Source organism: Nitrosomonas sp. (assembly GCA_031316255.1).
In the GTDB taxonomy this organism is placed as follows: Bacteria; Pseudomonadota; Gammaproteobacteria; order Burkholderiales; family Nitrosomonadaceae; genus Nitrosomonas.
Genome location: JALDQW010000001.1, coordinates 2,152,811 through 2,176,922 on the forward strand (window position 1 = coordinate 2,152,811; position 24,112 = coordinate 2,176,922).

Consider the following 24,112-nt stretch of genomic DNA (forward strand, 5'->3'; position numbering starts at 1 on the left):
AGAACACGTAAATATCATAGGTAAAAACACAAAGAGTTGATCATATATTTGGTTAGCATTTCTTCAACTTTGCTTCGGATGCAGCATTCACACAATATTTCTATACTAGGCGCTAGACAAAAACGCTCCGCGCCATAATTGAATAATTAAAGACAATAAATATATTATGAGTATAATGACACTTCGCGTTACTTCGTCAGCTGTTAACGTGGCCGGCACAGGTCTTGGGCAACAACCTGACCTCAACGCACCTAGTTTTTATGATGCAGTAATTACCAATAGCACAAACCCAAATCTGCCCAATGGAACTTACGATGCCTATTGCCTGCACCCAATTTTAACGATCAATTTTTCTCCAACACTTTACAATGCGACGGGGAATGATGGCGAGAATGTTGCCGATTATATCGCAGCGGGTGTAGATGCGATTACAGACACCCAAATTGACCAAATTAATTGGCTCCTAGCCCAAAACTTTACTTCAGATCCGAAATTTGCAGGCCAATTCAATTATGGAGAAGTGCAATCAGCTATTTATGAAATCCTTGGCTATACGTCTGCTGAATACAATATTGGGATTACGCCCGACATTTTATCTGATAATGGCCGACAAACCCTTGAGCGTACCGATATTGATTTTCTTGTGGCGCAATCTCAGGCTGCGATTTCGAGTGGTAACAATGTAGTACCAACAAACGCCTATTTTTCGGCTTTAATCGATCCGGAAGGCAATGTACAACCACTCATCATCCAGCTGCAGTCAGCCAAAATTGGCAATTTTGTGTGGCAAGATGACAATAATAACGGGATACAAGATGTCGGTGAATTAGGTGTTAATAATGTTGTGGTTGAGCTCTACGACAGCGCAGGTACATTGATTGCTACTACTAAGACAGGAGACGACTTTAGTACTGCAGCAGTTGAGACTGGGTTTTATCAATTCACAGGATTGCAGGCAGGCGACTATCAAGTCAAGTTTATACCGCCTGCCAACATGGCCTTAGCGGTTAAAGATGCCAATAGTAATAGTCAAGACACACTCGATAGCGATGCAGACACCAACTCAGGATTAAGCGACATCATCAGTCTGGCAGCGGGTGAATCAAATCAAACAATTGACGCAGGTTTAATAAGTCAAACCAACGCCCAGGCCAAGCTTGGCGACACAGTGTTTGAAGACGCCAACGCCAACGGCATTCAGGATGCGGGCGAAACCGGCATTGAAAACGTAACCGTTCAACTCAAGGATGCCAACGGCAACGTTATTGGTTTCACCACCACAGACGCCAACGGTAATTACAGCTTTGATGTTGATCCCGGCACATACAGTATTGGAATCGTAACACCGGCCGGCTATATCATCACGGACGCCAACCAGGGTGCAGATGATGCACTGGATAGTGATATTGACCCGGCGACGCAAATGTCAGGCGATTACACATTGGTTGCGGGTGAAACCAATAACACAGCAGACGCGGGATTGTACCAAACCGCAGAGCTGGGTGATCGTGTCTGGCTGGATGCGAATAACAATGGCATACAAGACGCTGGCGAAGCGGGAGTTGCAGGCGTAAAAGTCACGTTACTGGACAGTAACGGCGTTGCCGTAGGCAGTCCACTGATCACCGATGCCAACGGTAACTACCTGTTTACAGGTTTGCGGCCTGGCACCTACAGTGTTCAGTTTGACAAAACAACCCTGCCGGCAGGCCACAGCTTCACGACACAAGACGCGGGCGCCGACACGGCGGATTCTGATGCCAACGTAACAGATGGCACTACCATCCAAACCGTGCTTACATCCGGCGAATCCGATAGAACATGGGATGCGGGTATCGTACAAGACCCGGTTGTCCAGGCCAAGCTTGGCGACACAGTGTTTGAAGACGCCAACGCCAACGGCATTCAGGATGCGGGCGAAACCGGCATTGAAAACGTAACCGTTCAACTCAAGGATGCCAACGGCAACGTTATTGGTTTCACCACCACAGACGCCAACGGTAATTACAGCTTTGATGTTGATCCCGGCACATACAGTATTGGAATCGTAACACCGGCCGGCTATATCATCACGGACGCCAACCAGGGTGCAGATGATGCACTGGATAGTGATATTGACCCGGCGACGCAAATGTCAGGCGATTACACATTGGTTGCGGGTGAAACCAATAACACAGCAGACGCGGGATTGTACCAAACCGCAGAGCTGGGTGATCGTGTCTGGCTGGATGCGAATAACAATGGCATACAAGACGCTGGCGAAGCGGGAGTTGCAGGCGTAAAAGTCACGTTACTGGACAGTAACGGCGTTGCCGTAGGCAGTCCACTGATCACCGATGCCAACGGTAACTACCTGTTTACAGGTTTGCGGCCTGGCACCTACAGTGTTCAGTTTGACAAAACAACCCTGCCGGCAGGCCACAGCTTCACGACACAAGACGCGGGCGCCGACACGGCGGATTCTGATGCCAACGTAACAGATGGCACTACCATCCAAACCGTGCTTACATCCGGCGAATCCGATAGAACATGGGATGCGGGTATCGTACAAGACCCGGTTGTCCAGGCCAAGCTTGGCGACACAGTGTTTGAAGACGCCAACGCCAACGGCATTCAGGATGCGGGCGAAACCGGCATTGAAAACGTAACCGTTCAACTCAAGGATGCCAACGGCAACGTTATTGGTTTCACCACCACAGACGCCAACGGTAATTACAGCTTTGATGTTGATCCCGGCACATACAGTATTGGAATCGTAACACCGGCCGGCTATATCATCACGGACGCCAACCAGGGTGCAGATGATGCACTGGATAGTGATATTGACCCGGCGACGCAAATGTCAGGCGATTACACATTGGTTGCGGGTGAAACCAATAACACAGCAGACGCGGGATTGTACCAAACCGCAGAGCTGGGTGATCGTGTCTGGCTGGATGCGAATAACAATGGCATACAAGACGCTGGCGAAGCGGGAGTTGCAGGCGTAAAAGTCACGTTACTGGACAGTAACGGCGTTGCCGTAGGCAGTCCACTGATCACCGATGCCAACGGTAACTACCTGTTTACAGGTTTGCGGCCTGGCACCTACAGTGTTCAGTTTGACAAAACAACCCTGCCGGCAGGCCACAGCTTCACGACACAAGACGCGGGCGCCGACACGGCGGATTCTGATGCCAACGTAACAGATGGCACTACCATCCAAACCGTGCTTACATCCGGCGAATCCGATAGAACATGGGATGCGGGTATCGTACAAGACCCGGTTGTCCAGGCCAAGCTTGGCGACACAGTGTTTGAAGACGCCAACGCCAACGGCATTCAGGATGCGGGCGAAACCGGCATTGAAAACGTAACCGTTCAACTCAAGGATGCCAACGGCAACGTTATTGGTTTCACCACCACAGACGCCAACGGTAATTACAGCTTTGATGTTGATCCCGGCACATACAGTATTGGAATCGTAACACCGGCCGGCTATATCATCACGGACGCCAACCAGGGTGCAGATGATGCACTGGATAGTGATATTGACCCGGCGACGCAAATGTCAGGCGATTACACATTGGTTGCGGGTGAAACCAATAACACAGCAGACGCGGGATTGTACCAAACCGCAGAGCTGGGTGATCGTGTCTGGCTGGATGCGAATAACAATGGCATACAAGACGCTGGCGAAGCGGGAGTTGCAGGCGTAAAAGTCACGTTACTGGACAGTAACGGCGTTGCCGTAGGCAGTCCACTGATCACCGATGCCAACGGTAACTACCTGTTTACAGGTTTGCGGCCTGGCACCTACAGTGTGCAGTTTGACAAAACAACCCTGCCGGCAGGCCACAGCTTCACGACACAAGACGCGGGCGCTGACACGGCGGATTCTGATGCCAACGTAACAGATGGCACTACCATCCAAACCGTGCTTACATCCGGCGAGTCCGATAGAACATGGGATGCGGGCCTGGTTCAACTAACGCCTGGCATCGATATCGAGAAGTTTGTCAATGGTATCGATGTTACCGATCTCAATGTGTTACCTGAAATCGCTGTCGGCACAGATGTCACCTTTACCTACGATGTAACGAACACTGGTGATGTGGCCTTCGCACAAGCTGAAGTTCTGGTTAAGGACGACAACGGAACGCCTAACAATTTTGCCGACGACTTCATCCCGACTTTGGTTGTGACTAGTGATGTGGGTTCGGATGGTATCCTGAGTGCCGGCGAGACTTGGCTCTATACTTCTACCACAATGTCGGCGCAGGATCTCTCGGTTACTACGACCTCGGATGCAAATTTCGTTTTCACCGGCTCTTCCAGTACCACGGGCTCGAGCGGCAATATTCGTACGTTTACAGCAAACGGAGTCACGGTTGACGTCAGCGCACACAGTCGTGATAACTTCGGTGCCTGGAATACTGGTTACATTGGTGTCTACGATGCTGGCCTGGGGGTCACTAATTCCATAAATGACGATAGTCATCGAGTCGACAACAATGGATGGGATGATTACCTCTTGTTCGAATTTGACAAAGACGTTACGGTCGACATGGCGTTCCTTAACTCTGTTGTATATGACAGTGACATCTCCATCTGGATCGGTGATCGCAACGGAACAGATATTTCCTCACTCAGTGATAGCTTGCTCCAGGGTTTCACCAAGGAAAACAACTTTACCAGTAGCAGCAGTTCTCGTTGGGCTGACATTAACGACGGTGGACTGACAGGTGATACCCTGATCATCTCTGCTTACACCGAAGGGAGTAACGATAATTTTAAGCTCAATAAACTGAATACATCAGTGTCCGAGACCGTTGGCAATAGCGAGTACATAAACATAGCCACCGTAACCGCCAGTACTGTCAGTGACAGTGATGCCAGCGGTTATATAAACCCAGCTGTTGAACAGAAGACCAGTATCGATATCGAGAAGTTTGTCAATGGTATCGATGTTACCGATCTCAATGTGTTACCTGAAATCGCTGTCGGCACAGATGTCACCTTTACCTACGATGTAACGAACACTGGTGATGTAGCCTTCGCACAAGCTGAAGTTCTGGTTAAGGACGACAACGGAACGCCTAACAATTTTGCCGACGACTTCATCCCGACTTTGGTTGTGACTAGTGATGTGGGTTCGGATGGTATCCTGAGTGCCGGCGAGACTTGGCTCTATACTTCTACCACAATGTCGGCGCAGGATCTCTCGGTTACTACGACCTCGGATGCAAATTTCGTTTTCACCGGCTCTTCCAGTACCACGGGCTCGAGCGGCAATATTCGTACGTTTACAGCAAACGGAGTCACGGTTGACGTCAGCGCACACAGTCGTGATAACTTCGGTGCCTGGAATACTGGTTACATTGGTGTCTACGATGCTGGCCTGGGGGTCACTAATTCCATAAATGACGATAGTCATCGAGTCGACAACAATGGATGGGATGATTACCTCTTGTTCGAATTTGACAAAGACGTTACGGTCGACATGGCGTTCCTTAACTCTGTTGTATATGACAGTGACATCTCCATCTGGATCGGTGATCGCAACGGAACAGATATTTCCTCACTCAGTGATAGCTTGCTCCAGGGTTTCACCAAGGAAAACAACTTTACCAGTAGCAGCAGTTCTCGTTGGGCTGACATTAACGACGGTGGACTGACAGGTGATACCCTGATCATCTCTGCTTACACCGAAGGGAGTAACGATAATTTTAAGCTCAATAAACTGAATACATCAGTGTCCGAGACCGTTGGCAATGGCGAGTACATAAACATAGCCACCGTAACCGCCAGTACTGTCAGTGACAGCGATGCCAGCGGTTACGTTAACCCGGCCATCGCCCAGAAAGCCAGCATTGGTGACCGTGTTTGGGAAGATATGAATCACAATGGCATTCAAGACTCGAATGAACCGGGTATTAGCGGTATTACTGTTACATTATATGCTAGGAACGGAAGCAACCAATATGTCGCAGCGCAAACCACCACAAACAGTAACGGTAATTATTTATTCACCAATTTGAATGAAGGCTATTATTATGTCCATTTCGATAAAGCTGGTGTTCGACATGATAGTGGGTGGGGTGGTAACTTTGACATGAGCGATTGGTTTTGGGGATATAAAGACATCGGATCGAACGATAATATCGACAGCGATGCCTATAAGCTTTCTGGCGATACAACTTACACCGATTGGACCTATCTTGACGCCGGTGAGAATGACCTGAGCTGGGATGTTGCTATCACACCGATCGTAATCGACTTAGATGGAGATGGTGTGGAAACTGTTTCCAGAAAAGATGCACAAGGAACTTTCGATTTGCTTGGTGATGGGAATGCCATTAAATCGGGCTGGGTTGGTAGCGACGATGGTTTACTGGCTATCGACACTAACAATAATGGCACTATTGACGATATCTCCGAATTATTCGGCGGATCTAATAAGGGTGACGGTTTTACCAAGCTGGCGTCCTACGACAGCAACAACGACAAAATTGTTAATGCAGATGATGCTGATTTTTCCAGCCTATTGGTTTGGCGGGATGCCAACGGTAACCACAAAACCGATAATGGTGAACTGGTAAGCTTAACAGACGCAGGCATTGAGAGTTTAGCGGTAGCATTTACTGAATTGCCTTTCATTGATGCCCAAGATAATCTCCATTTGGAACGTAGTTCTGCGACACTGACAAACGGTTCCACAATTGATATGACTGATGTTTACTTTAATGTATCACTTACTGATGCTCAAGCTGCTGGAATTGATTCACCTTCTTTGACTGAGCTATCGGGCTACGATCAGGTTATTCCTGAAGAAATCGTTGATAACTCATCATCGTTTGCAATCGATCCTGTGTGGACCGTTTAAACAAGTATAATCCCAGATTTTCCATTAGAAATTCCACGTAATGGGAAATCTGGGATCCCGTATTCAAAAATCAAGTGCACCACCGTATCCTATCAGGGCAACCGTGCTTAAAAACACTTGAAGTATTTGTTCAGCGTAACCAAAAAACCAAAGATAGAGCTATAAGAAATTAGGTGGTTTTCCGTCAAAAAGCAGAAAAATAGGGGCCACAGTGGAGTCCAGTAGCGACTGTTGCCCAATGATTTTCCACCGTGGAAAACGGTTTACGATCACTATAGCTTATGGATTCGACGCGGCGTTTGGGAAAAAGTGATGGATCAATTGAATCGGGCGCATCGAAAAAAAACGGTAAAGAAACAACACCGAGCTACGGTTTGATTGACTCGCAAAGCGTGAAAACGTCCGGTGCCAGTGAAGGACGCGGGTTTGACGAAACCAGTGGTATGGCGGAAGTACTGGTCAAGAACCGTTTCCAGGTCGGTGACCGGTTGGAAATCATTCATCCTTCCGGAAATCAGATTGTCGAATTGACCCAGATGCTCGATACCAAAGGCAAGCCGGTATTTGCTGCGCCGGGCAGCGGTCACCGTGTTCGTATTCCGATGGGAAAAGCTGTCAGCAATGCGTTTGTGGCGCGGTTTTTATCGTAGCTGACAGAATTATTTACATTGATGGTGGAAAAAACTGATCATCGTCCTCGGCAGCCAATCCAGTTTTCCGGGAAAAGGCGGCAGGATAAAACCGGCATGACCGCCTTCATCGGGAAATTCCCGAGTCACTGCGGTTGATACTTCATCGGCTTCCGGCAATACTGAAGCCGGCATGAACGGGTCGTTCTGTGCATTAATCAGTAAAGTCGGCACCTGTATATGCGGCAGCCATTGCTTGCTGCTCGATTGCTGCCAGTAGTCGTCGGTATTTTTGAAGCCGTGCAAGGGCGCGGTGACGATATTGTCAAAATCGTAAATTGTCCTGCATTTTGATAGCGCTTTTGCATCAAACAGCCCCGGAAATTTTTCCAGTTTCTCAAATGCCTTGTACTTCAGCATGCTCAGAAAATGGTGCGTATAGACCTGATTAAAGCCTGAATCGAGCGCAGCACCCGCGGCAGCGAGATCGAGCGGAACGGATATGGCCGCAACGCCATTGATCCAGCTTTTTGCCGCTTCACCCTGTTCTCCGAGCCACTTTAGCAACGCATTGCCGCCCAAAGATACCCCAATGGCATAAACAGGCTGCTCGTCGGCGTTGTTTTGTCTGTTTTCCTGCACAATACGCCTGATCATCCAGTCAATTTCCGTCGAGTCTCCCGCATGATAAGCCCGTGGCAACCGGTTCGGCGAGCCGGAACAGCCGCGGAAGTGAATCACCACGCTATGCTAGCCGTATTGCTGCAGGATATTCTTGATGCTGATAATGTAATGACTGTTCGAACCGCCCTCCAGACCATGAAAAATAACCACCAGCGGCGCATTCTTGTTGCCGTCGAGCCAGTCGATATCGACGAAATCTCCGTCATCGAGCTCCCAGCGCACACGACGGTAGACAAACAGCGGCTTCTGGCGCATCAAATAGGGATAAATCGTCTGCGCATTGCCACCGCGCAGCCATTTTGGCGCGATATAGGGTTTAGTGTATAACGGGATTGAATCGGTTTTCATGCTGAAACTTGATATTTAAGGCTGAGGGGAGTTTAGCATATTGGGGAGGGTGCTCTTAAGAGACTTTTATGCATGTTAATGTCATTTCACGGTGAGATTGATGTAATACATATGATTCAGTCAGGTAGATGGGTGGCGAATTATCTAGAGGGCTGGTTGTCACTTTGCTGCCTTTGTTTAGCAAGTGACTGCGGATGAGTTTGGAATGCAATATGCTATTCTATTACGAGGTGGGTTATTGAGAAAGATGGGGTAGATGGGTGTTGGATTGCAAGACCCAAAGATGAGTCCCCATTTTCTGTATAACTCCGTTTTTGTTTTTTAATAGGGAGTATTAGAAATTCTGTGTCATTCCTTTAGTATTAAATTTTATAGGAGTGACGAATGAACAAGACTACAGTGCAATTTGATTTTGAAGAAGCCTTGGAATCCTTGAAAGCGGGGCGGAATTTGAATGGAAAAGATGGCATATTAACGCCATTGATCAAACAACTCACTGAAGCTGCATTGGCGGCGGAACTTGAACAGCATATCAAATCCGGGGATGAACAGAACCGGAAGAATGGCACGACGCCAAAGACTGTAAAATCAGCATCAGGTAGTTTTCAACTGGAAACACCCAGAGACCGCAACGGTACATTTGAACCACAGTTGGTTAAAAAGCATCAGACCCATCTTACCGATGAAATCGAACGCAAGATTTTATCGTTATTTGCGTTGGGTTCCAGCTATCAGGATATTTCTGGGCATATTGCCGAACTGTACGGCATTGATGTTTCAACGGCGACGATCAGCGCAGTCACAGATAAGCTTATTCCGGAGCTTAGGGAATGGCAACAGCGCCCGCTGGATAGTCACTATCCGTTCGTATGGCTGGATGCCATACATCACAAGGTGAAAGAAGACAGCCGTTATATCAGCAAGGCAGTTTATACCGTACTTGGCTTAAACATTGAAGGAAAGAAGGAAGTACTAGGGTTGTATGTATCGGAAAGCGAAGGCGCCCGGTTTTGGCTTTCCGTACTGACAGATTTAAATAACCGTGGCGTACAGGATATCCTTATTGCCGCCGTTGATGGACTCGTGGGTTTTCCTGAGGCAATCAACAGTATTTTTCCAGAAACCGAGGTTCAGTTATGCATTATTCATCAAATCCGCAATTCGATGAAATATGTGGCGTCAAAAAATCAAAAAGCATTCATGGCTGACCTGAAACCGGTATACAAAGCGCCGACCATTGATGCAGCTGAAGATGCGCTTGATGCATTGGAAGCCAAATGGGGAAAACAGTATCCCATCGTGATTCAATCCTGGCGCAACAAATGGGAAAATTTATCGGTATACTTCAAATATCCTGAACCGATACGCCGTGTGATTTATACAACCAACACCATTGAGGCCGTACATCGCCAATTTCGCAAACTGACAAAAACCAAAGGTGGATTTCCGAATGAAAACAGTCTGTTGAAATTATTGTATGTTGGTATCAAAAACGCCAGCAAAAAATGGACAATGCCAATACTAAACTGGAATTTGACATTATCCCAGCTTGCGATATATTTTGAGGGGCGTTTGGATGCGGCGCTGGATTTATGAATTTAATACAGATTTTTATGTCACCGCTGAAACTGGTTAGCGTATCGACACGAATTGTGTCGATCGGTCACCGGTTTCAGTGGTCAACAAGCGAAGCGCGTTAGGTGATTGACAAACTGACACAGAATTTTGAACACCCTCTTTTAATATCTCAATACCTTAGTCTGATATAGCTTATGTTATCCATTCGTAATTTAATTATGTTGATTGCCGCCATCTATACAATATTGGTAGGCGTTATGGCGGTAACGGCTATCATTCTTTTACAGCAGGAAAAGCTTTATAAGGTATTGGAAGCAGACAAATATCAGGCCTTTAGACTCGCCTCTGAACTCAAACAGTCTTCAGATGATTTAACTCGTTTTGCTCGCACCTATGTTGTAACGGGTGATGAGCGCTACCAGAGCTTTTTTCGAGCAATTATTGCCATCCGTGATGGTCAGCAGCCACGCCCAGCCGGTTATACCCGCTCGTATTGGGATCATGTCACAGTCGATGATGCTCTGCTTAATCAGGATGGCGAGCGTTATAGTATCGAAAAACGTATGATTGATTTGGGGCTTACTCCACAAGAGATCGCTAAACTTACCGAAGCTAAAAGAGAGTCTGATGACCTGATATATCTAGAAGATACGGCAATGAACGCTGTTAAGGGGTTGTATCGGGACGATTCAGGACGGTTTGCAGTCAGAGCGGCAGCAGACCTGGAGATGGCAATTAAGTTGCTTTATGGCAAAAAATATCACGAGGCCAAGTCCCGCATTATGAAACCAATTGATGATTTTTTCAGTCTCTTGGAACAGCGTTATGCTAATGAATTGGAATCTGCAAATAAGAACAAACAGTACTTGCTTTTATTAATCATCGTATTGATCTTGGTTACCATCGGTTTTTCAGTTTACGCATTTGTTATTTTCAAGGCGCGTATCATAACTCCTCTATCAACACTGGGGATGGACGCCAAACTGATACAAGAAGGAAACTATTCTCACCATATCGCGCATGCACATAACGATGAAATCGGTATCTTGGTTGACAGTATCAGTTCCATGGCTAACACACTTACCGAAACTTTGCGCAGTCGTGAAATCATTCTCGACAATGCTGTCGTAGCGATTGCCCAGCTTACTGAAAACCATTTTTGTTGGGCCAATCAGCATATGAGTCATATGTTTGGTTACACACTGGATGAATTTAAGGAACAAGGCTTAGAATTACTCTTTGCCAATCCGGATGACTATAAACGGATGAACATGGAATCTTTTCCCAAGCTAACTCAAGGGAAAATTTTTGAGGGTCAGTATCAATTTAAGCACAAGAATGGCACCATCCTTTGGTGCTTTATCAATGGTAAGTCAATAGAATCCGCAGACGCAACTAAAGGTATTATTTATATAATAGTCAATATAACCGAGCAGAAAATGGCGGAGCAGGCCATTCTGAAAGCGGCAGAGGTTGCCGAATCCGCCAATCAGGCGAAAAGTCATTTTTTGGCCAACGTTTCACATGAACTTCGCACCCCCCTCAATGCTGTGATCGGGTTGTCACAATTGATGCTCATGTCATCATTAGATGAAAATCAACGTTTATACGTAAATAGAACGCTTGAGGCTGCTAACAATCTGTTAGAAATAATCAGTGGAATTCTGGATATTTCCCAGATCGAATCCGGCAAAATACAGCTGGAAAAGATAGATTTCCCGCTCAGGGAGATCATCACAAATGCGGCTAAAGTGATAGAGGAAGATGCACAAAAAAAGAAGTTGCAATTCACGCTCGATATTGCGAACAATGTTCCCGAAGTCATAAATAGTGATCCGAAACGGCTTCAACGATTGCTCATGATCCTTGGTAATAATGCAGTAAAGTTTACCGAGCCCGGTGGATCCGTAACAGTAAGCGTTGTCCTTGATGGTGATACCCATAGGCGTTCCATGTTGCATTTTTCCGTGCGAGATACCGGAATCGGCATCTCTCCGCAGCAGCAAAGTCAACTTTTTACACTCTTCAGTCAAGTTGATACCTCATCTACCCGTCAATTTGGTGGCCTAGGGTTAGGTCTGGCACTTGCTCGCAAAATCGTAGAACTTATGCGAGGTGAAATCTGGGTCGAAAGTGAATATGGAAAAGGCTCCATATTCTATTTTAAAATCCCTCTCACCAGGCAATGACATTGTTACGATAGAAAGCCATTGTTGATGCCGATTTAAAATTGAGCGCCCATTACGGTTGAAATACCTGCAAATAAGTGTTGTATTGCAAGACACCGTTTTCGTTAGAATATGTTGCCAGAAATAAGCATTTAATATAGACCCTATACGTGCTATAAAACGTGTTTCTTTAAAAAATTTGGACTTTCATCTTTACGCTAATTATTATTGAGATAGTCATATTAAATTAAACTTAAAGGCCAAGCAAATAGTATGAAAATAAAAGATTTAATTGCAGAGGCTATGTCTTTGCCTGTAGAAGACAGAGCGTTAGTGCTGGATTCTCTATTAAAAAGCCTTAATTCACCAGAAACAGATATTGATATCAAATGGGCAAGTTTGGCATAACAACGGCTTAATCAATTACGTTCAGGAAAAGTTGAATCGATACTTGCAGACAAAGTTTTTCAGAAAATATGGAATAACTTTGATTAATGAAAGTTACGTTTCATCCTGACGCAGCAGAAGAATTAAACAAGGTCATTGAATATTATGAAGGAATTGAAACTGGTCTTGGTTTCGACTTAGCCATTGAAATTCACTCTGCCGTGGAGCGAATTATCCTTTTTCCAGATGCGTGGCCAGTAATTGATAATGATATCGACGTTCTTTGGTGAGAAGGTTTCCATATGGCGTTTTATACTCAAAAGAAAAGGATAGCATTTACATTCTTGCAGTAATGCATCTCCATAGAGAACCTGAATATTGGAAAAACAGAAGTTAAACCAATCGATATCTTTCTATTCCAGAATTTCCGACACTCGCTTTTTATCATTTGTTGCAGGTCAAGATTCCATCCATTTTTAACGTTTGTTACAATTCAAAACTTGCCCCGGTGACACCTAGGTGTTTTGTGTGCTGCATTGCAAGATCTGACCCCGTTTTTGTGTGTGACCCCGTTTTTGTGTGACCCCGTTTTTGTGAAACGTTTTTTCGTGGGCTCAGTCGCAGAACAACTTATAGCTGAAGTTGATTCGTCAATTTTATTGGTGCAGCCACCATTATAAAAGAAGAGTATGCATTTAAAATGCTCCAAATTTAACTAGAGCTCACTGAAACCAATACAAACAATAGGCTGGGTGACAGACTATGAATTTTCAATTATCGAATGTCCTTTTTATACTTAAAGTTTCGATCGGTTTATCATTATATATTTCGACTTGGAATATCACTTTGGCAAAAGATTTAATTATTGATGATCGAACCACCAGCAACTTTAGTTCTAACCTTGGCACACAGTGGCGAATGGTTACCGATCAAGTTATGGGAGGCGTCTCCAATGGTCAGCTAACACTGGATAGCTCCAAAGGAAGAAACTGTTTACGCATGCGTGGTGATGTTTCTACCGACAATAATGGCGGTTTTGTCCAAATGGCACTGGATTTAACTAATGATGGGGCATTTGATGCTTCATCTTATACCGGTGTTGAAATTATCGTTTCCGGTAACGATGAACATTATAATGTTCACTTTCGCACGACTGATCTTTGGCTGCCATGGCAATCGTATCGATACAGCTTTAAAGCCGTATCTGACTGGAAAGCAATCCGTATTTCCTTTGAGGATATTAAAGCCTATAGGACAACGACAAAATTCCATAAAGATAAACTCAAACGTATAGGCCTTGTAGCTACCGGCAAGGAATTCAAAGCTGACTTGTGTGTGGCATCGATTAAATTCTATGCTCCATATTAAAATACATAGCAGGCATCCAGACGTTATTAATTCAGTTTTAGAAATTTATCATGTATGCGACGCGTTATGTACCACACAACCCACAGTACAATTGGAATCATTGCTCCGGCAATTATCTCAGGATGAATCGGTAAACCAGCAGCCTTTCCTGCTTTAGCCAAATACACCACCAGGCTGACCACGTAATATGAGATAGCTGCAATCGATAGACCTTCTACTGTACTTTGTAGTCTTAGCTGCAATTCCTGTCCACGCGTAAGCCTTGCGAGTAACTCTTGATTTTGTGCTTCAGTGATGATATCGACTCGCGTGCGAAGCAGGTCACTGGTTCGTGAAATTCGCTCAGAGAGCGAAACCAAACGCTGTGCAGTCGCTTCAACTGTTGCCATAGCCGGTGAAAGACGACGACGCATAAACTCGCCCATCGTTTGTGTACCCGGTATGGCTACTTCCCTTAGTTCGGCGATGCGTTGCGTCACCAGTTTGTCATAGGCGCGTGTAGCCGCAAAGCGATACATATGCTCAACTGTGGCGCGCTCAATATGTCCGGCCAGCGAAACCAACCTGTCTAGCAATTCTTGTTCAGAGACTGCCTTGTTTTCCAGGAGTGCAGTGATATTTGCCAATTGCTGTTCAGCATTACTCAGCTCTGGAGCAAGCTGTTTCGCTACGGGCAAGCCCCGCAGTGCCATCAGCCGATAAGTTTCAATTTCGAGCAGGCGCTGGGCAACACGTCCGGTCCGTGACTCGGATGTCTCCGTCGGTTCAACCACCAGCATGCGCTCAAAGCCGCTGTCACGCAGCACGAAATCAGTCGCCGCGAGTGAGTGACTATTTCTTCCGATAAGCGAAGCCACCACAGGGCGTTCACCAAACCAGTTACGTGCTAGCGTCAGCGCCTCATCAGGTTGACTCAAGTCGCCATGCATCATAACCAATTTAATTGCGGCAAAGGTTCGACCAGGAATGGCCGCCAACCAGCCTTTCGGCAAGGACAAGGATGAAAGTAATTCAGGATCTGTGGCTCCTAGCTGTGCGTTCTCAGGCAAATTCTGAACAAGTGAATAGCGTGTAAACTCTGTATGGCGCTCCCACCTCAAGGTATAACCCTGCAACCTCAGGCGCAGAAAGTTGTTCTGCAAGTGGTCAATAATAAGCGTTTCTTGGTCAGGAAGCCGGCGCAGGTGTTCACACTCTTGTTCAAGCGTGACATTATCATTAAGTACTGCCACGTAAACTACTAGCGCAGGTAAACGGATGCGCTGACTCGGCCGAGCGTGCACATGATTATGTAACACAGTACGTTGCTGATCGTCCGGAGGCAACATGTGGGGCAACGTAATTTCAGAAATTGTATTCATGCGCATCGAAGAACAGTAGTCCGGTTAAAAAGTTCAGAATGTACCAAGGATGCGGCATAAGGTCAAAAAAGTTATCCTTTTGAGATTACCCCACACCTTACTTGTTCAATGTCAAAGATTTGGATACAGTAGAAACCATTAGCCAGCCTTGGTTTTAAAGTATTTGTTCAGCGCAATCCAAACAACCCTATAAGAAATCAGGCAATTTTCCGCCAAAAAGCAGTGTAAGCGCTTCGCAGAAGGATAGGCTGCTTTTTCTGCAGGTCTACAGAAAACCCCGTACTCGACAGAAAATGCCAGCGCCATTTTTTGATCGAAAACATTCCGATATTTTATGCTAAGCGGAGTAGTCTTGACGTAGTTGTAGCATGTGCATACTTATGTTTCTTGATTCGCGGCCCTGGTTTTTTCCACTTGTTGGTTTAATGTGGCTTGAATGTGGCGGATCAATATTTGTGTTGATTAATTCCGCATTTTGCGCGCAGCATAGTAGATGTTATATTGTTGGCATGATATATATGATTTTAGTGTGTTCAATGTTTTGATCCATAAGAAGCTTCAGGAAATGAAAGTGATCCACAAGAGATTGAACGATGAATAAGCAACGCGTCATTGAATTGCTAACCCGTAGCAAACCGGAATTACAAGCACGTTTTGGTGTGGTCAGGCTCGCGCTATTCGGTTCTACAGCGCGTGATGAGGCAACCAATGTCAGCGATATCGATATACTGGTAGCGTTTGACGGGCCCGCTACTTCCAAACGCTATTTTGGCGTGCAATTTTATCTGGAGGATCTTTTCAACTGTCCGGTAGACTTGGTGACTGAAAAGGCACTTCGTCCTGAACTACGTCCTTACATTGAACAAGAACAGATCAATGTCTGATACCAGCAAACGTGAATGGCGTTTCTATCTTGATGATATGATCGAGTTTGCCGAAAAAATACTCACTTATACAGATGGACTTGATCAGAGCGATTTTGTAACAAGTGGATTAACTTATGATGCCACTCTACGCAACCTCGAGCTCATTGGTGAAGCCGCCTCTCACATACCGGATGGTGTCCGTTCAGCTCATCCAGAAATTCCATGGCGAATGATCATTGCTACGCGTAACCGACTCATTCACGGATATCTCGGTATCGACAATGACACACTTTGGAGCATTATTCAGGATGATATCCCAGAATTGCTGCCAATGTTAAAAGCACTGAAAAGGAAAGCGCAAACATGAGGTGGTTCGGTAGATTTCAGTCGAGCACGTGACTGATTGCATCTCAGGCCGTCACATCGTCTTAGTAAATGTTTCACGCCGGCCTCTCCACGTGATGTCACGTGATAAGCGCGTTTAGAAGTTCCAAACAGAATAATCTTGACATAGAGTGAAACAAATACTCTTTTTCTTGATTCGCGACCCGACTTGTGCAATCAAAATAGTTGCCAAAGTCCCATGATGGGACATTAATCCTATTAATGAAAGTTATAGCACTGTCGACCTTGAAAGCGTTCTGGGAAAATGATCCATCCTTCACCGATGCGATTCAGCCCACACTTGCCTGGTACAGACATGCATTAAAGGCTAACTGGAAATCACCCCACAGAAGTTAAAGCAGATTTCAGAACTGCCAGTGTTCTCAAAGATTGCAGAGTCGTTTTTAATATAGCAGACAATAAATACAGGATTATTGTATGGATCAACTATGCTTATGGTGTCGTGTATATCCGTTTTATAGGCACACATGCCCAGTTGTAAATAGCGGAGTAAAAATGTACCACTGAAGCGCACAAGATTTTGCGAATATCGCGGAATAAAAGTGTGCCAGTCTGATGCCTGTAAGCTGATGCGTTTAGCACCAAGTGAAAGGCGAAAGGATGTATTCAGTGGAACTATATGTAAAAATACGACGGGCGGTGATGGTTGAAGGCAAAAGCGAGCGAGAAGTCGCGCGTTATTTTGGTATTCACCGCGAGACTGTTAAGAAGATGTGTCAATATGCGGTACCGCCAGGTTACCGGCGCAAGAGTTCTCCTGCTTCACCAAAGCTAGCCGCTTTCACTGGCATTATAGATGCCATTCTTGAAGCTGATAAAACAGTTCATCCCAAACAACGTCATACGGCAACCCGGATATTGGAGCGATTGCGCGATGAACATGGATTCACTGGCGGCTATACCATTGTGCGTAATTATGTTTATAAAGCCAAGATTCAGCAGAAGGAGATGTTTATGCCGCTGGTCCATTTACCTGGCCACGCTCAGGTAGACTTTGGCGAAGCTGACGGTTATATTGGTGGCAAGCTGGTACGGTTTCATTATTTCTGTCTTGATCTGCCACATTCGGACGGCTGCTTTGTCAAAGCCTATCCGACGGAAGATACCGAATCCTTTCTGGATGGGCATGTTGCTGCATTTGCGTTTTTAGGTGGTGTGCCGCAATCTATTTTATATGACAATACCAGGCTCGCCGTCGCTAAAATACTGGGTGATGGCAAGCGTAAGCGGACTAAAGCATTCAGTGAACTGCAAAGTCATTATCTGTTTGAAGACAAATTTGGACGTCCAGGGCGGGGTAATGATAAAGGCAATGTTGAAGGCATGGTTGGTTTCAATCGTCGCCATTTCATGGTGCCGTTGCCGATAGCTGATAATTTTGATGCCTTGAACACCAGGTTGCTGGACGGTTGTATCAAACGCCAACAAGCTAAGCTACGTGGGCAAACTGAAACCATTGCTGAGCGTATGAAGCGTGATGCTGCTGCACTCATGGCATTGCCTGCAGCTGAGTTTGATGCATGCCACAAGATTTCGACTCGTGTATCTTCTCTGTCTCTGGTGCGCTATCGAACCAACGACTACTCGGTACCCACTCAGTACGGTCATCGGGAAGTGCTGGTCAAAGGTTACGTTGATCATGTTGATATTTGTCTGGGTGCGGACACCATTGCACGACATCAACGCAGCTATGGCCGGGAAGAATTCATCTATAACCCGCTGCATTATTTGGCATTGCTGGAACAAAAGCCGCGCGCATTGGATCAGGCGGCGCCCCTCCAGGATTGGGTGCTGCCCGAAGTATTTGATCGTTTGCGCCGATTGCTTGAAGCGCGGTTGGAACGGCGTGGTCGCAAGGAATATATCCAGGTTTTGCGGCTACTGGAGAATTTTAGCCAAGCGCAAGTTGAACATGCGATAAAAAAAGCGATTGATTTGGGTTCAATTGGATTTGACGCGATCAAGCATCTGATTCTGTGTGCAATTGAACAACGGCCAGCGAAACTCGATCTGACGTGTTACCCCTATCTACCCAATGCCAATGTACTACCCACCGAACCTAGGACGTACTTAAGCCTGTTGCAAATATCCGAAGCAACTCAAAAACCTGTAATGGAGAGTCATTATGAATGAAACATCGATTTCCACGACAGTTACACCACAGGTTTTGCTGGAGAATCATTTCAAGGCATTGAAGCTTTCGACCTTTGCTCGTGAATATGAGAAGGTTGCAATCGAATGCGCAAATGAAGGTGTTGATTACGCGCGTTACTTATTACGGTTATGTGAGCTTGAGCGTATCGACCGTGAGCGACGCAATACTGAGCGGCGTATACGTATGGCAAAATTCCCGGTGATTAAAAGCCTGGATACCTTCGATTTCACTGCAATTCCAGAATTGAATAAATCGTTGGTATTAGAGCTGATGCGCTGCGAATGGATTGACAAGCGTGAAAATGTCATTGCATTGGGGCCTTCGGGCGTTGGCAAAACGCATACAGCGTTAGCTTTAGGGCTGGCCGCTTGTCAGAAAGGTTTGAGCGTTGTCTTTAAGACGGCCGCAGCTTTGGTACATGAATTGATGGAAGCGCGTGATGAGAAACGGTTGCGTCTATTGCAAAAACAGCTGGCTAACACCAAATTGTTGATCATCGACGAACTGGGTTATGTGCCATTTACTGCAGTAGGCGCAGAGCTCTTGTTTGAAGTGTTTAGTCGCCGTTACGAACATGGCGCCACCCTGGTCACATCGAATTTACCGTTTGACGAATGGACAAGTGTTCTGGGGTCAGAACGATTGACCGGCGCACTGCTGGATCGTTTGACCCACCATGTCCATATCCTGGAAATGAATGGTGAATCGTATCGCCTGGCTGCAAGTAAGAAGCGACAAAAACAATCAATGAATTCCACACTTATAGGAAAGGAGAACACCAAAAAAAATAATGAGTAGTTGGGGAATACACTGCGCTTTATTTCAACCCCGGAATATAAAAAATAAAAGCGCTAAACCCGAGGATTAATTCCTCTTTTTTATTAACTTTACTGGTACACTTTTAACGCGCTATCTGGTACATTTTTGCTCCGCTATTGACACTTGCGCTGAAAACTGGGGTCAGGTCGAGCAGGCCGGTACCAGGTCTTGCAATACAACATTCAACATTTTTTCCCCTTTTCAGGGTATAAAATTTTCCCCTCGAGTGCTTGAAAGCGTGCCCGGTTTTGTACCAAAATGTTTGCCGCAAGGTAAAAAACAAGCCGATTTCATTTGCCGATATTCGGCACCAAATTTCAGTATCAAGCGATGCTCTTCAGACTGAGCACCGGTGAACAGGTGGCTGCAAGGCAATACAGCGAATACCGAATGGATTGCAGTGATACCGGGCGTTCACCGGATGACATCTCAATTTATTGTTATAAATCGTATTATTTGTTTTCCATGGTATTGATGAATGCATTGGCTTCATTGATTGATTTTTCCATGGAAGCTATCAATGCGGAGACATCCGACTCAATATTGCCGAGCTCGCTTTTTAGCGAAGCGATCGCTTGGGCATTCAGGTTGTGTTTGAGAAACATCACCTGGTCTCGGAAAACGCTGAGTATCGGTTCGATTTTGGCTTCGGCATTTTTCATGGAAGCGATTAACTGGCGGTAATGTGTTTTGGTCGTGCCCAGTTTATTCTGGCTGCTGCGTTTCAGATTGGCGTTGCTGTACTGGGCAATTTCCTGCTCCCATTCTTCAAATAGCGCCTGAGAGACATCTTCGATGTCTTCAATACGGCCTCTGACTTCTTCGGCCTTGCTGACACTGGCTTCGTATTCATCATTCAGCTTGGTATAAATCGCTTCCAGGTCTCCGCCATGGAAATTGGTTGCGGCGGTGAATTGCTCCAGGGCCGACTTGAATTGTTCTTTGGTTTCTTCCTGCGTGTCACGTGCTTGTTCCACGCGATAGACCATAACATCTCTTTTGGGTATGCCGATTTTTTCCAGACCTTCGTAATACATGGTCGAACAGCCGCCAAGCAGTAGAAAAAGTGCCAGTGCAGGTAAAAAAGTTTTTGGATTCATGGTTCCTCCGTCACAGGTTGTATGGTTGGATTAGGGGTGTACATTTAACGTATGGCGCCGCGGCGTAGCAGTTGCCACATGACTTTTAAACCCCAGAGGATCGGATGGCGGCGTAACCAGGGCGTAATCTCGAGCCGCACACCGGTATGCCGTTCAATTTTCCAGGCGGCATAATCCAGACAGTCTCTGAAAGTCAACGTGGCTTTTGACAGGCGCAAAACTGACAGAACACGGCCCTGCCAGCGGCGCAGGCGCCAGCGCCTTAAAGCGCGCCGGCTGGTTTCGACGGTATTCTGGCATAGATAGGTGTTGCTGTCAGGTTGATCGATAAAAATTTCGCCAAGCGCAGGGCAGGCTGCCTTTGTCAGCCGGGTAAAATCATCGAGATTCATTGTGGCCAGGTGGCGGGCGCGGGTTTCGTCTTCAGGCCGTACTTCGGCGGCGTAGCTGAGCATCAGGCATCGGGTCCAGATACTCTCAACAGTGTATGGATTACTTTCCAACGCCTTGCCGGCTTGTGTCAGGAAGGTGATGACCGAGTGCGCCAATGCGCTGTATATCCGGTGCCGGGTGGTGTCGTCGCGAACGTAAAGCAGTCGAGACGGTTGCGCAAAGCGCGCCCAGATATAGGAATGAAACCAGTACTGCGCGCCTTTTTCAAAATCCGATGTGGAAATAACCGCGTATTTGGCGCGCAGTGTCCTGTTTTGATGGGACACTTCGAGATAAAACACATTCGGCGCCAGCCATGCATTCAGAAGACCTAAATAGCGCTGTGTGTAAGCATTCTTGTAATCGTCCACCAGCACATAAAGATCGGCAATGCCTTCATCAAGCTCGCCGGTGCGCAGGCATGATCCATAAAGAATAACAGCATCTGCCGACGTGCCAAATCGTTCCAGCAAGGCGTCCACAAAAGCCGGGTAATCCGGTGAAACGCTGCGCGTGCTTTGTACGGCGACTGCTGCTATCAGTTCTTCGGGTAGTGTTTTGGCTAATGACGGTGCTGAATTTGACATGACAGGGGTTATTAAAGAACAAGAAATGTAACAGGTTGTGTTGCGCTGATGCGTAAAGGTTCGTCGGAATCGGTCGACCGGTATAATTCACCGTCGACAATATACTCGTCATTTAAATAAATGGTGAGTGTAGTTGCATTATGGCTATGATAGCCGTCCTGTGTTTTAAGTAAATGGCCTTTCCCGGTTAGCAACGGCCACACGGATCGCCACAATTTTTTGCGGTGTTGATCGACCCATGTGACATGGAGTGGCGCTGTTTCCCGGCCCCAGTAGGGACGGATGTTTAGCAACAGGCAGTCGAGCGCGCTGATCAATGCGAAAAGATAGGTGCCGTGAAATTTCTCGCCATCTTCTTTGATCATCGACATGTTGACGGGCGCCCATTCAGTCTGGTTGCGGCCAAGAATCATGCCGAACAGCGAACGCAGCATGATCAGAAATGTAAAAATACCCCCCGTTATGCCGATCTGTTTGACACTGCTGCGCGAAAATTTTACCCCGCGCGCGACCAGGCCCACTGCGAAAAACATGCCGTAAATTGTGTTTTGTCCGTTTTGTGTAATGCATAACACCGGCCGCTGGACCAGGTCGGGTGCATCGGCCTGCTGCAGGTGGTCGGCCAGGCGATGCAGAATCTTTTCCGGTTTGCCCTGCATGCCCAGATCGAGCGGCGTCATGTTTGTGGTGCCGCCCGGTATGATCATGAGAATGGGCCATTGTGCAACCGGCAATAATGCGAAAAGATGACTCAGTATGGCATGCGATGTGCCATCGCCCGCAATAATCACCAGCAGATCGACATCAGCCTGTATCAGGTTGTCTGTTGCAGAAATAAAACCCGGGCCATCCGATGCTTCACAGCGTATGCCGCCAGGGATCTGATCGAGTGCTTGCCGGATTGCTTTTTCGCGCTTGCGAACCTGTCCACTCAATGGGTTTATTAACAGCCCTATTTTACCTGACCGGGTTCTTAGGCGTTCAATTTTTGATTCGATCGTCATGGTGAAGCGCCGTGGCTAACTAGGTTTTTACGGACTCGAGGCTTTTTGGATCAATCGGCGCGCGTGTAAATATTTTTACTGCAAGTTGATTGCGGTCGCGAGCGGGATCGATATCCTGCAACCAGGAACGCAGTGATCCTTGCTGGCGCCAGACACGCCATCCGGCAATTAAACGCCCGGTGAGAATCGCGGTCGACAGCAAGTGCCAGGCAACGACCAGTAACAGGCCGAGATCGGGCTGTTCTGTAATCCAACCATAAGTCAACAGGATCAGGCAGGGATTGCGCCGCGCAGTGATCAGGCGGTTAAAGGAATCCAGTTTGCGCCAGATAAACATGTCAAACGGTGCGAGCCACAACTGAAAAGCGCCTTCGCATAAGCGCCCGCCAATGTACCCGAAAAACATCAGCCAGATCAGCAAATCCAGGTTGGCAATCGGCGTCAGCGTGCCCGCCAGCCCGATGCCCCAGGCCAGATACCAGAGTGGCGGATGGATAATATCGAGGCCATGGTCAAGCACATCGCCAAAACGGCTTGAAGTCACAGTAACCCGCGCGAGTTTGCCGTCAACGGTATCCAGAAACGTCATGAACCAGCCCATGATCAGACCGATTGCAAAGAATCCGTACCAGAATGCAACGCCGGCCAGCAGTGCAAAAACGGCGCTCAATACCGTGACATGATTGGGTTGCCAGCCGCGCCGCACACACCAATGCGTGCACCAGAAAGCGGGTAACGGCCACAGCCATTTTGTGACAAGGTCGGTAACGCCTTTGTAAGACCCTGAGAATAATTCTTTTTCGAGTAATTTGCGGTTGTTTTCGGTAACTGGCAGGATATAGGGCGGGTCTTTCTTTTTCAGGTTTTGCTGAAAATCGATTTTGAGATCGTCGAGCGTGCAGTGTGGCAGTCCAGACAGGATATGCTCCGGTCTCTGGGCTCTTTGTTTTGTCAGCACCGCGAGCAGATGTCTCGCCTGATGTCCAAGGGTGCGGACGGCAACATGCTGGTTGTCATGACTGTATAACACCATGGGTTCATGCATGTTGACTAATGCCGCCAGTACCCTGGCGTCGAATAAATAATGTGCATTCAATATCAACAGCGGCGCGTTATCGGGCAGTGAATCGATGTTTTCAATCAACATGACGTTGTCGATAGCCTTTATCATGCGGTGTAACCGCTCACGGCCATCCAGCCCCCACAGCCTGGTATTGTTTGCGCCTAGAATGTAGATGGATGTTGTCTTTGGCATATTTTTTATTCTATTGATAGGGTGTTATTCGTTTTTCTGATAAGCGGCTTGTCGACACTTCCAAGCCTTTAAGATTGATCATTGTATTATAACAACCGGAA

Annotated in this window: 14 protein-coding genes and 4 pseudogenes; 11 read left to right on the forward strand and 7 right to left on the reverse strand. The window is 46.7% G+C overall.

All coding sequences use genetic code 11. The features are described 5' to 3' along the window. Positions 1 to 166 precede the first annotated feature (166 nt). On the forward strand, positions 167 to 6,865 hold the full coding sequence (locus MRK00_09535) for a hypothetical protein (GenBank protein MDR4517612.1): 6,699 nt from the start codon (positions 167 to 169) through the stop codon (positions 6,863 to 6,865). A 428-nt stretch (positions 6,866 to 7,293) separates the two neighbouring features. Continuing rightward, a pseudogene (locus tag MRK00_09540) lies at positions 7,294 to 7,515 on the forward strand (U32 family peptidase C-terminal domain-containing protein). A gap of 9 nt (positions 7,516 to 7,524) precedes the next feature. Here MRK00_09540 and MRK00_09545 read toward each other — a convergent pair. Continuing rightward, positions 7,525 to 8,526 (reverse strand): annotated as a pseudogene (locus MRK00_09545) (alpha/beta fold hydrolase). A gap of 384 nt (positions 8,527 to 8,910) precedes the next feature. Between MRK00_09545 and MRK00_09550 the strand changes: the two are divergent. The 4 genes from MRK00_09550 to MRK00_09565 all read left to right on the forward strand — a co-directional run bounded on the left by MRK00_09550 (position 8,911) and on the right by MRK00_09565 (position 14,027). Further along, complete coding sequence (locus tag MRK00_09550) at positions 8,911 to 10,122, forward strand: IS256 family transposase (protein MDR4517613.1); 1,212 nt, start codon at positions 8,911 to 8,913, stop codon at positions 10,120 to 10,122. Positions 10,123 to 10,298: 176 nt separating this feature from the next. After that, on the forward strand, positions 10,299 to 12,293 hold the full coding sequence (locus tag MRK00_09555) for an ATP-binding protein (GenBank protein MDR4517614.1): 1,995 nt from the start codon (positions 10,299 to 10,301) through the stop codon (positions 12,291 to 12,293). Between the two features lie 473 nt (positions 12,294 to 12,766). Next, positions 12,767 to 12,949 carry a hypothetical protein gene (locus MRK00_09560; protein ID MDR4517615.1) on the forward strand — a complete coding sequence of 61 codons (183 nt, stop codon included), beginning with the start codon at positions 12,767 to 12,769 and terminating at the stop codon, positions 12,947 to 12,949. Between the two features lie 472 nt (positions 12,950 to 13,421). Next, complete coding sequence (locus MRK00_09565; protein ID MDR4517616.1) at positions 13,422 to 14,027, forward strand: CIA30 family protein; 606 nt, start codon at positions 13,422 to 13,424, stop codon at positions 14,025 to 14,027. Positions 14,028 to 14,053: 26 nt separating this feature from the next. Here the strand turns inward: MRK00_09565 and MRK00_09570 are convergent, their stop codons facing one another. Together MRK00_09570 and MRK00_09575 are read right to left on the reverse strand one after the other, a co-directional pair. After that, complete coding sequence (locus tag MRK00_09570) at positions 14,054 to 15,388, reverse strand: DUF3422 domain-containing protein (protein ID MDR4517617.1); 1,335 nt, start codon at positions 15,386 to 15,388, stop codon at positions 14,054 to 14,056. Positions 15,389 to 15,575: 187 nt separating this feature from the next. Next, positions 15,576 to 15,722 (reverse strand): annotated as a pseudogene (locus MRK00_09575) (IS66 family transposase). 259 nt (positions 15,723 to 15,981) lie between these two features. Between MRK00_09575 and MRK00_09580 the strand changes: the two are divergent. From MRK00_09580 to istB, 5 genes and pseudogenes are all read left to right on the forward strand, one after another. Next, complete coding sequence (locus MRK00_09580; protein ID MDR4517618.1) at positions 15,982 to 16,272, forward strand: nucleotidyltransferase family protein; 291 nt, start codon at positions 15,982 to 15,984, stop codon at positions 16,270 to 16,272. After that, positions 16,265 to 16,621: a DUF86 domain-containing protein gene (locus MRK00_09585; GenBank protein MDR4517619.1), complete on the forward strand. Its 357-nt coding sequence runs from the start codon at positions 16,265 to 16,267 to the stop codon at positions 16,619 to 16,621. Before MRK00_09580 ends, MRK00_09585 begins: the two co-directional genes overlap by 8 nt. Positions 16,622 to 17,035: 414 nt before the next feature. Continuing rightward, positions 17,036 to 17,140, forward strand: a pseudogene (locus MRK00_09590) (type II toxin-antitoxin system HigB family toxin). 119 nt (positions 17,141 to 17,259) lie between these two features. Then, the gene (gene istA, locus MRK00_09595; protein ID MDR4517620.1) at positions 17,260 to 18,792 is read left to right on the forward strand and encodes an IS21 family transposase; all 1,533 of its coding nucleotides are present in this window, start codon (positions 17,260 to 17,262) and stop codon (positions 18,790 to 18,792) included. Further along, positions 18,785 to 19,612: an IS21-like element helper ATPase IstB gene (istB, locus tag MRK00_09600; GenBank protein ID MDR4517621.1), complete on the forward strand. Its 828-nt coding sequence runs from the start codon at positions 18,785 to 18,787 to the stop codon at positions 19,610 to 19,612. Before istA ends, istB begins: the two co-directional genes overlap by 8 nt. Positions 19,613 to 20,085: 473 nt before the next feature. Here the strand turns inward: istB and MRK00_09605 are convergent, their stop codons facing one another. The 4 genes from MRK00_09605 to MRK00_09620 are packed head-to-tail and all read right to left on the reverse strand — an operon-like array spanning position 20,086 to position 24,011. Continuing rightward, positions 20,086 to 20,733: a DUF2959 domain-containing protein gene (locus MRK00_09605; protein MDR4517622.1), complete on the reverse strand. Its 648-nt coding sequence runs from the start codon at positions 20,731 to 20,733 to the stop codon at positions 20,086 to 20,088. A 44-nt stretch (positions 20,734 to 20,777) separates the two neighbouring features. Then, positions 20,778 to 21,752 carry a hypothetical protein gene (locus MRK00_09610; protein ID MDR4517623.1) on the reverse strand — a complete coding sequence of 325 codons (975 nt, stop codon included), beginning with the start codon at positions 21,750 to 21,752 and terminating at the stop codon, positions 20,778 to 20,780. A gap of 11 nt (positions 21,753 to 21,763) precedes the next feature. After that, positions 21,764 to 22,756 carry an acylglycerol kinase family protein gene (locus MRK00_09615; protein MDR4517624.1) on the reverse strand — a complete coding sequence of 331 codons (993 nt, stop codon included), beginning with the start codon at positions 22,754 to 22,756 and terminating at the stop codon, positions 21,764 to 21,766. A 19-nt stretch (positions 22,757 to 22,775) separates the two neighbouring features. After that, complete coding sequence (locus tag MRK00_09620) at positions 22,776 to 24,011, reverse strand: CDP-alcohol phosphatidyltransferase family protein (GenBank protein MDR4517625.1); 1,236 nt, start codon at positions 24,009 to 24,011, stop codon at positions 22,776 to 22,778. Between the last annotated feature and the right edge of the window lie 101 nt (positions 24,012 to 24,112).

Excerpts from the sequence above, each read along its gene's own strand:
- istB (MDR4517621.1), top strand. The coding sequence starts at position 18,785 with ATGAATGAAACATCGATTTCCACGACAGTTACACCACAGGTTTTGCTG.
- MRK00_09615 (MDR4517624.1), bottom strand. The coding sequence starts at position 22,756 with ATGACGATCGAATCAAAAATTGAACGCCTAAGAACCCGGTCAGGTAAA.
- MRK00_09585 (MDR4517619.1), top strand. The coding sequence starts at position 16,265 with ATGTCTGATACCAGCAAACGTGAATGGCGTTTCTATCTTGATGATATG.
- MRK00_09535 (MDR4517612.1), top strand. The coding sequence starts at position 167 with ATGAGTATAATGACACTTCGCGTTACTTCGTCAGCTGTTAACGTGGCC.
- istA (MDR4517620.1), top strand. The coding sequence starts at position 17,260 with ATGTATTCAGTGGAACTATATGTAAAAATACGACGGGCGGTGATGGTT.
- MRK00_09580 (MDR4517618.1), top strand. The coding sequence starts at position 15,982 with ATGAATAAGCAACGCGTCATTGAATTGCTAACCCGTAGCAAACCGGAA.
- MRK00_09565 (MDR4517616.1), top strand. The coding sequence starts at position 13,422 with ATGAATTTTCAATTATCGAATGTCCTTTTTATACTTAAAGTTTCGATC.
- MRK00_09555 (MDR4517614.1), top strand. The coding sequence starts at position 10,299 with ATGTTATCCATTCGTAATTTAATTATGTTGATTGCCGCCATCTATACA.
- MRK00_09570 (MDR4517617.1), bottom strand. The coding sequence starts at position 15,388 with ATGAATACAATTTCTGAAATTACGTTGCCCCACATGTTGCCTCCGGAC.
- MRK00_09560 (MDR4517615.1), top strand. The coding sequence starts at position 12,767 with ATGAAAGTTACGTTTCATCCTGACGCAGCAGAAGAATTAAACAAGGTC.
- MRK00_09550 (MDR4517613.1), top strand. The coding sequence starts at position 8,911 with ATGAACAAGACTACAGTGCAATTTGATTTTGAAGAAGCCTTGGAATCC.
- MRK00_09620 (MDR4517625.1), bottom strand. The coding sequence starts at position 24,011 with ATGCCAAAGACAACATCCATCTACATTCTAGGCGCAAACAATACCAGG.
- MRK00_09605 (MDR4517622.1), bottom strand. The coding sequence starts at position 20,733 with ATGAATCCAAAAACTTTTTTACCTGCACTGGCACTTTTTCTACTGCTT.
- MRK00_09610 (MDR4517623.1), bottom strand. The coding sequence starts at position 21,752 with ATGTCAAATTCAGCACCGTCATTAGCCAAAACACTACCCGAAGAACTG.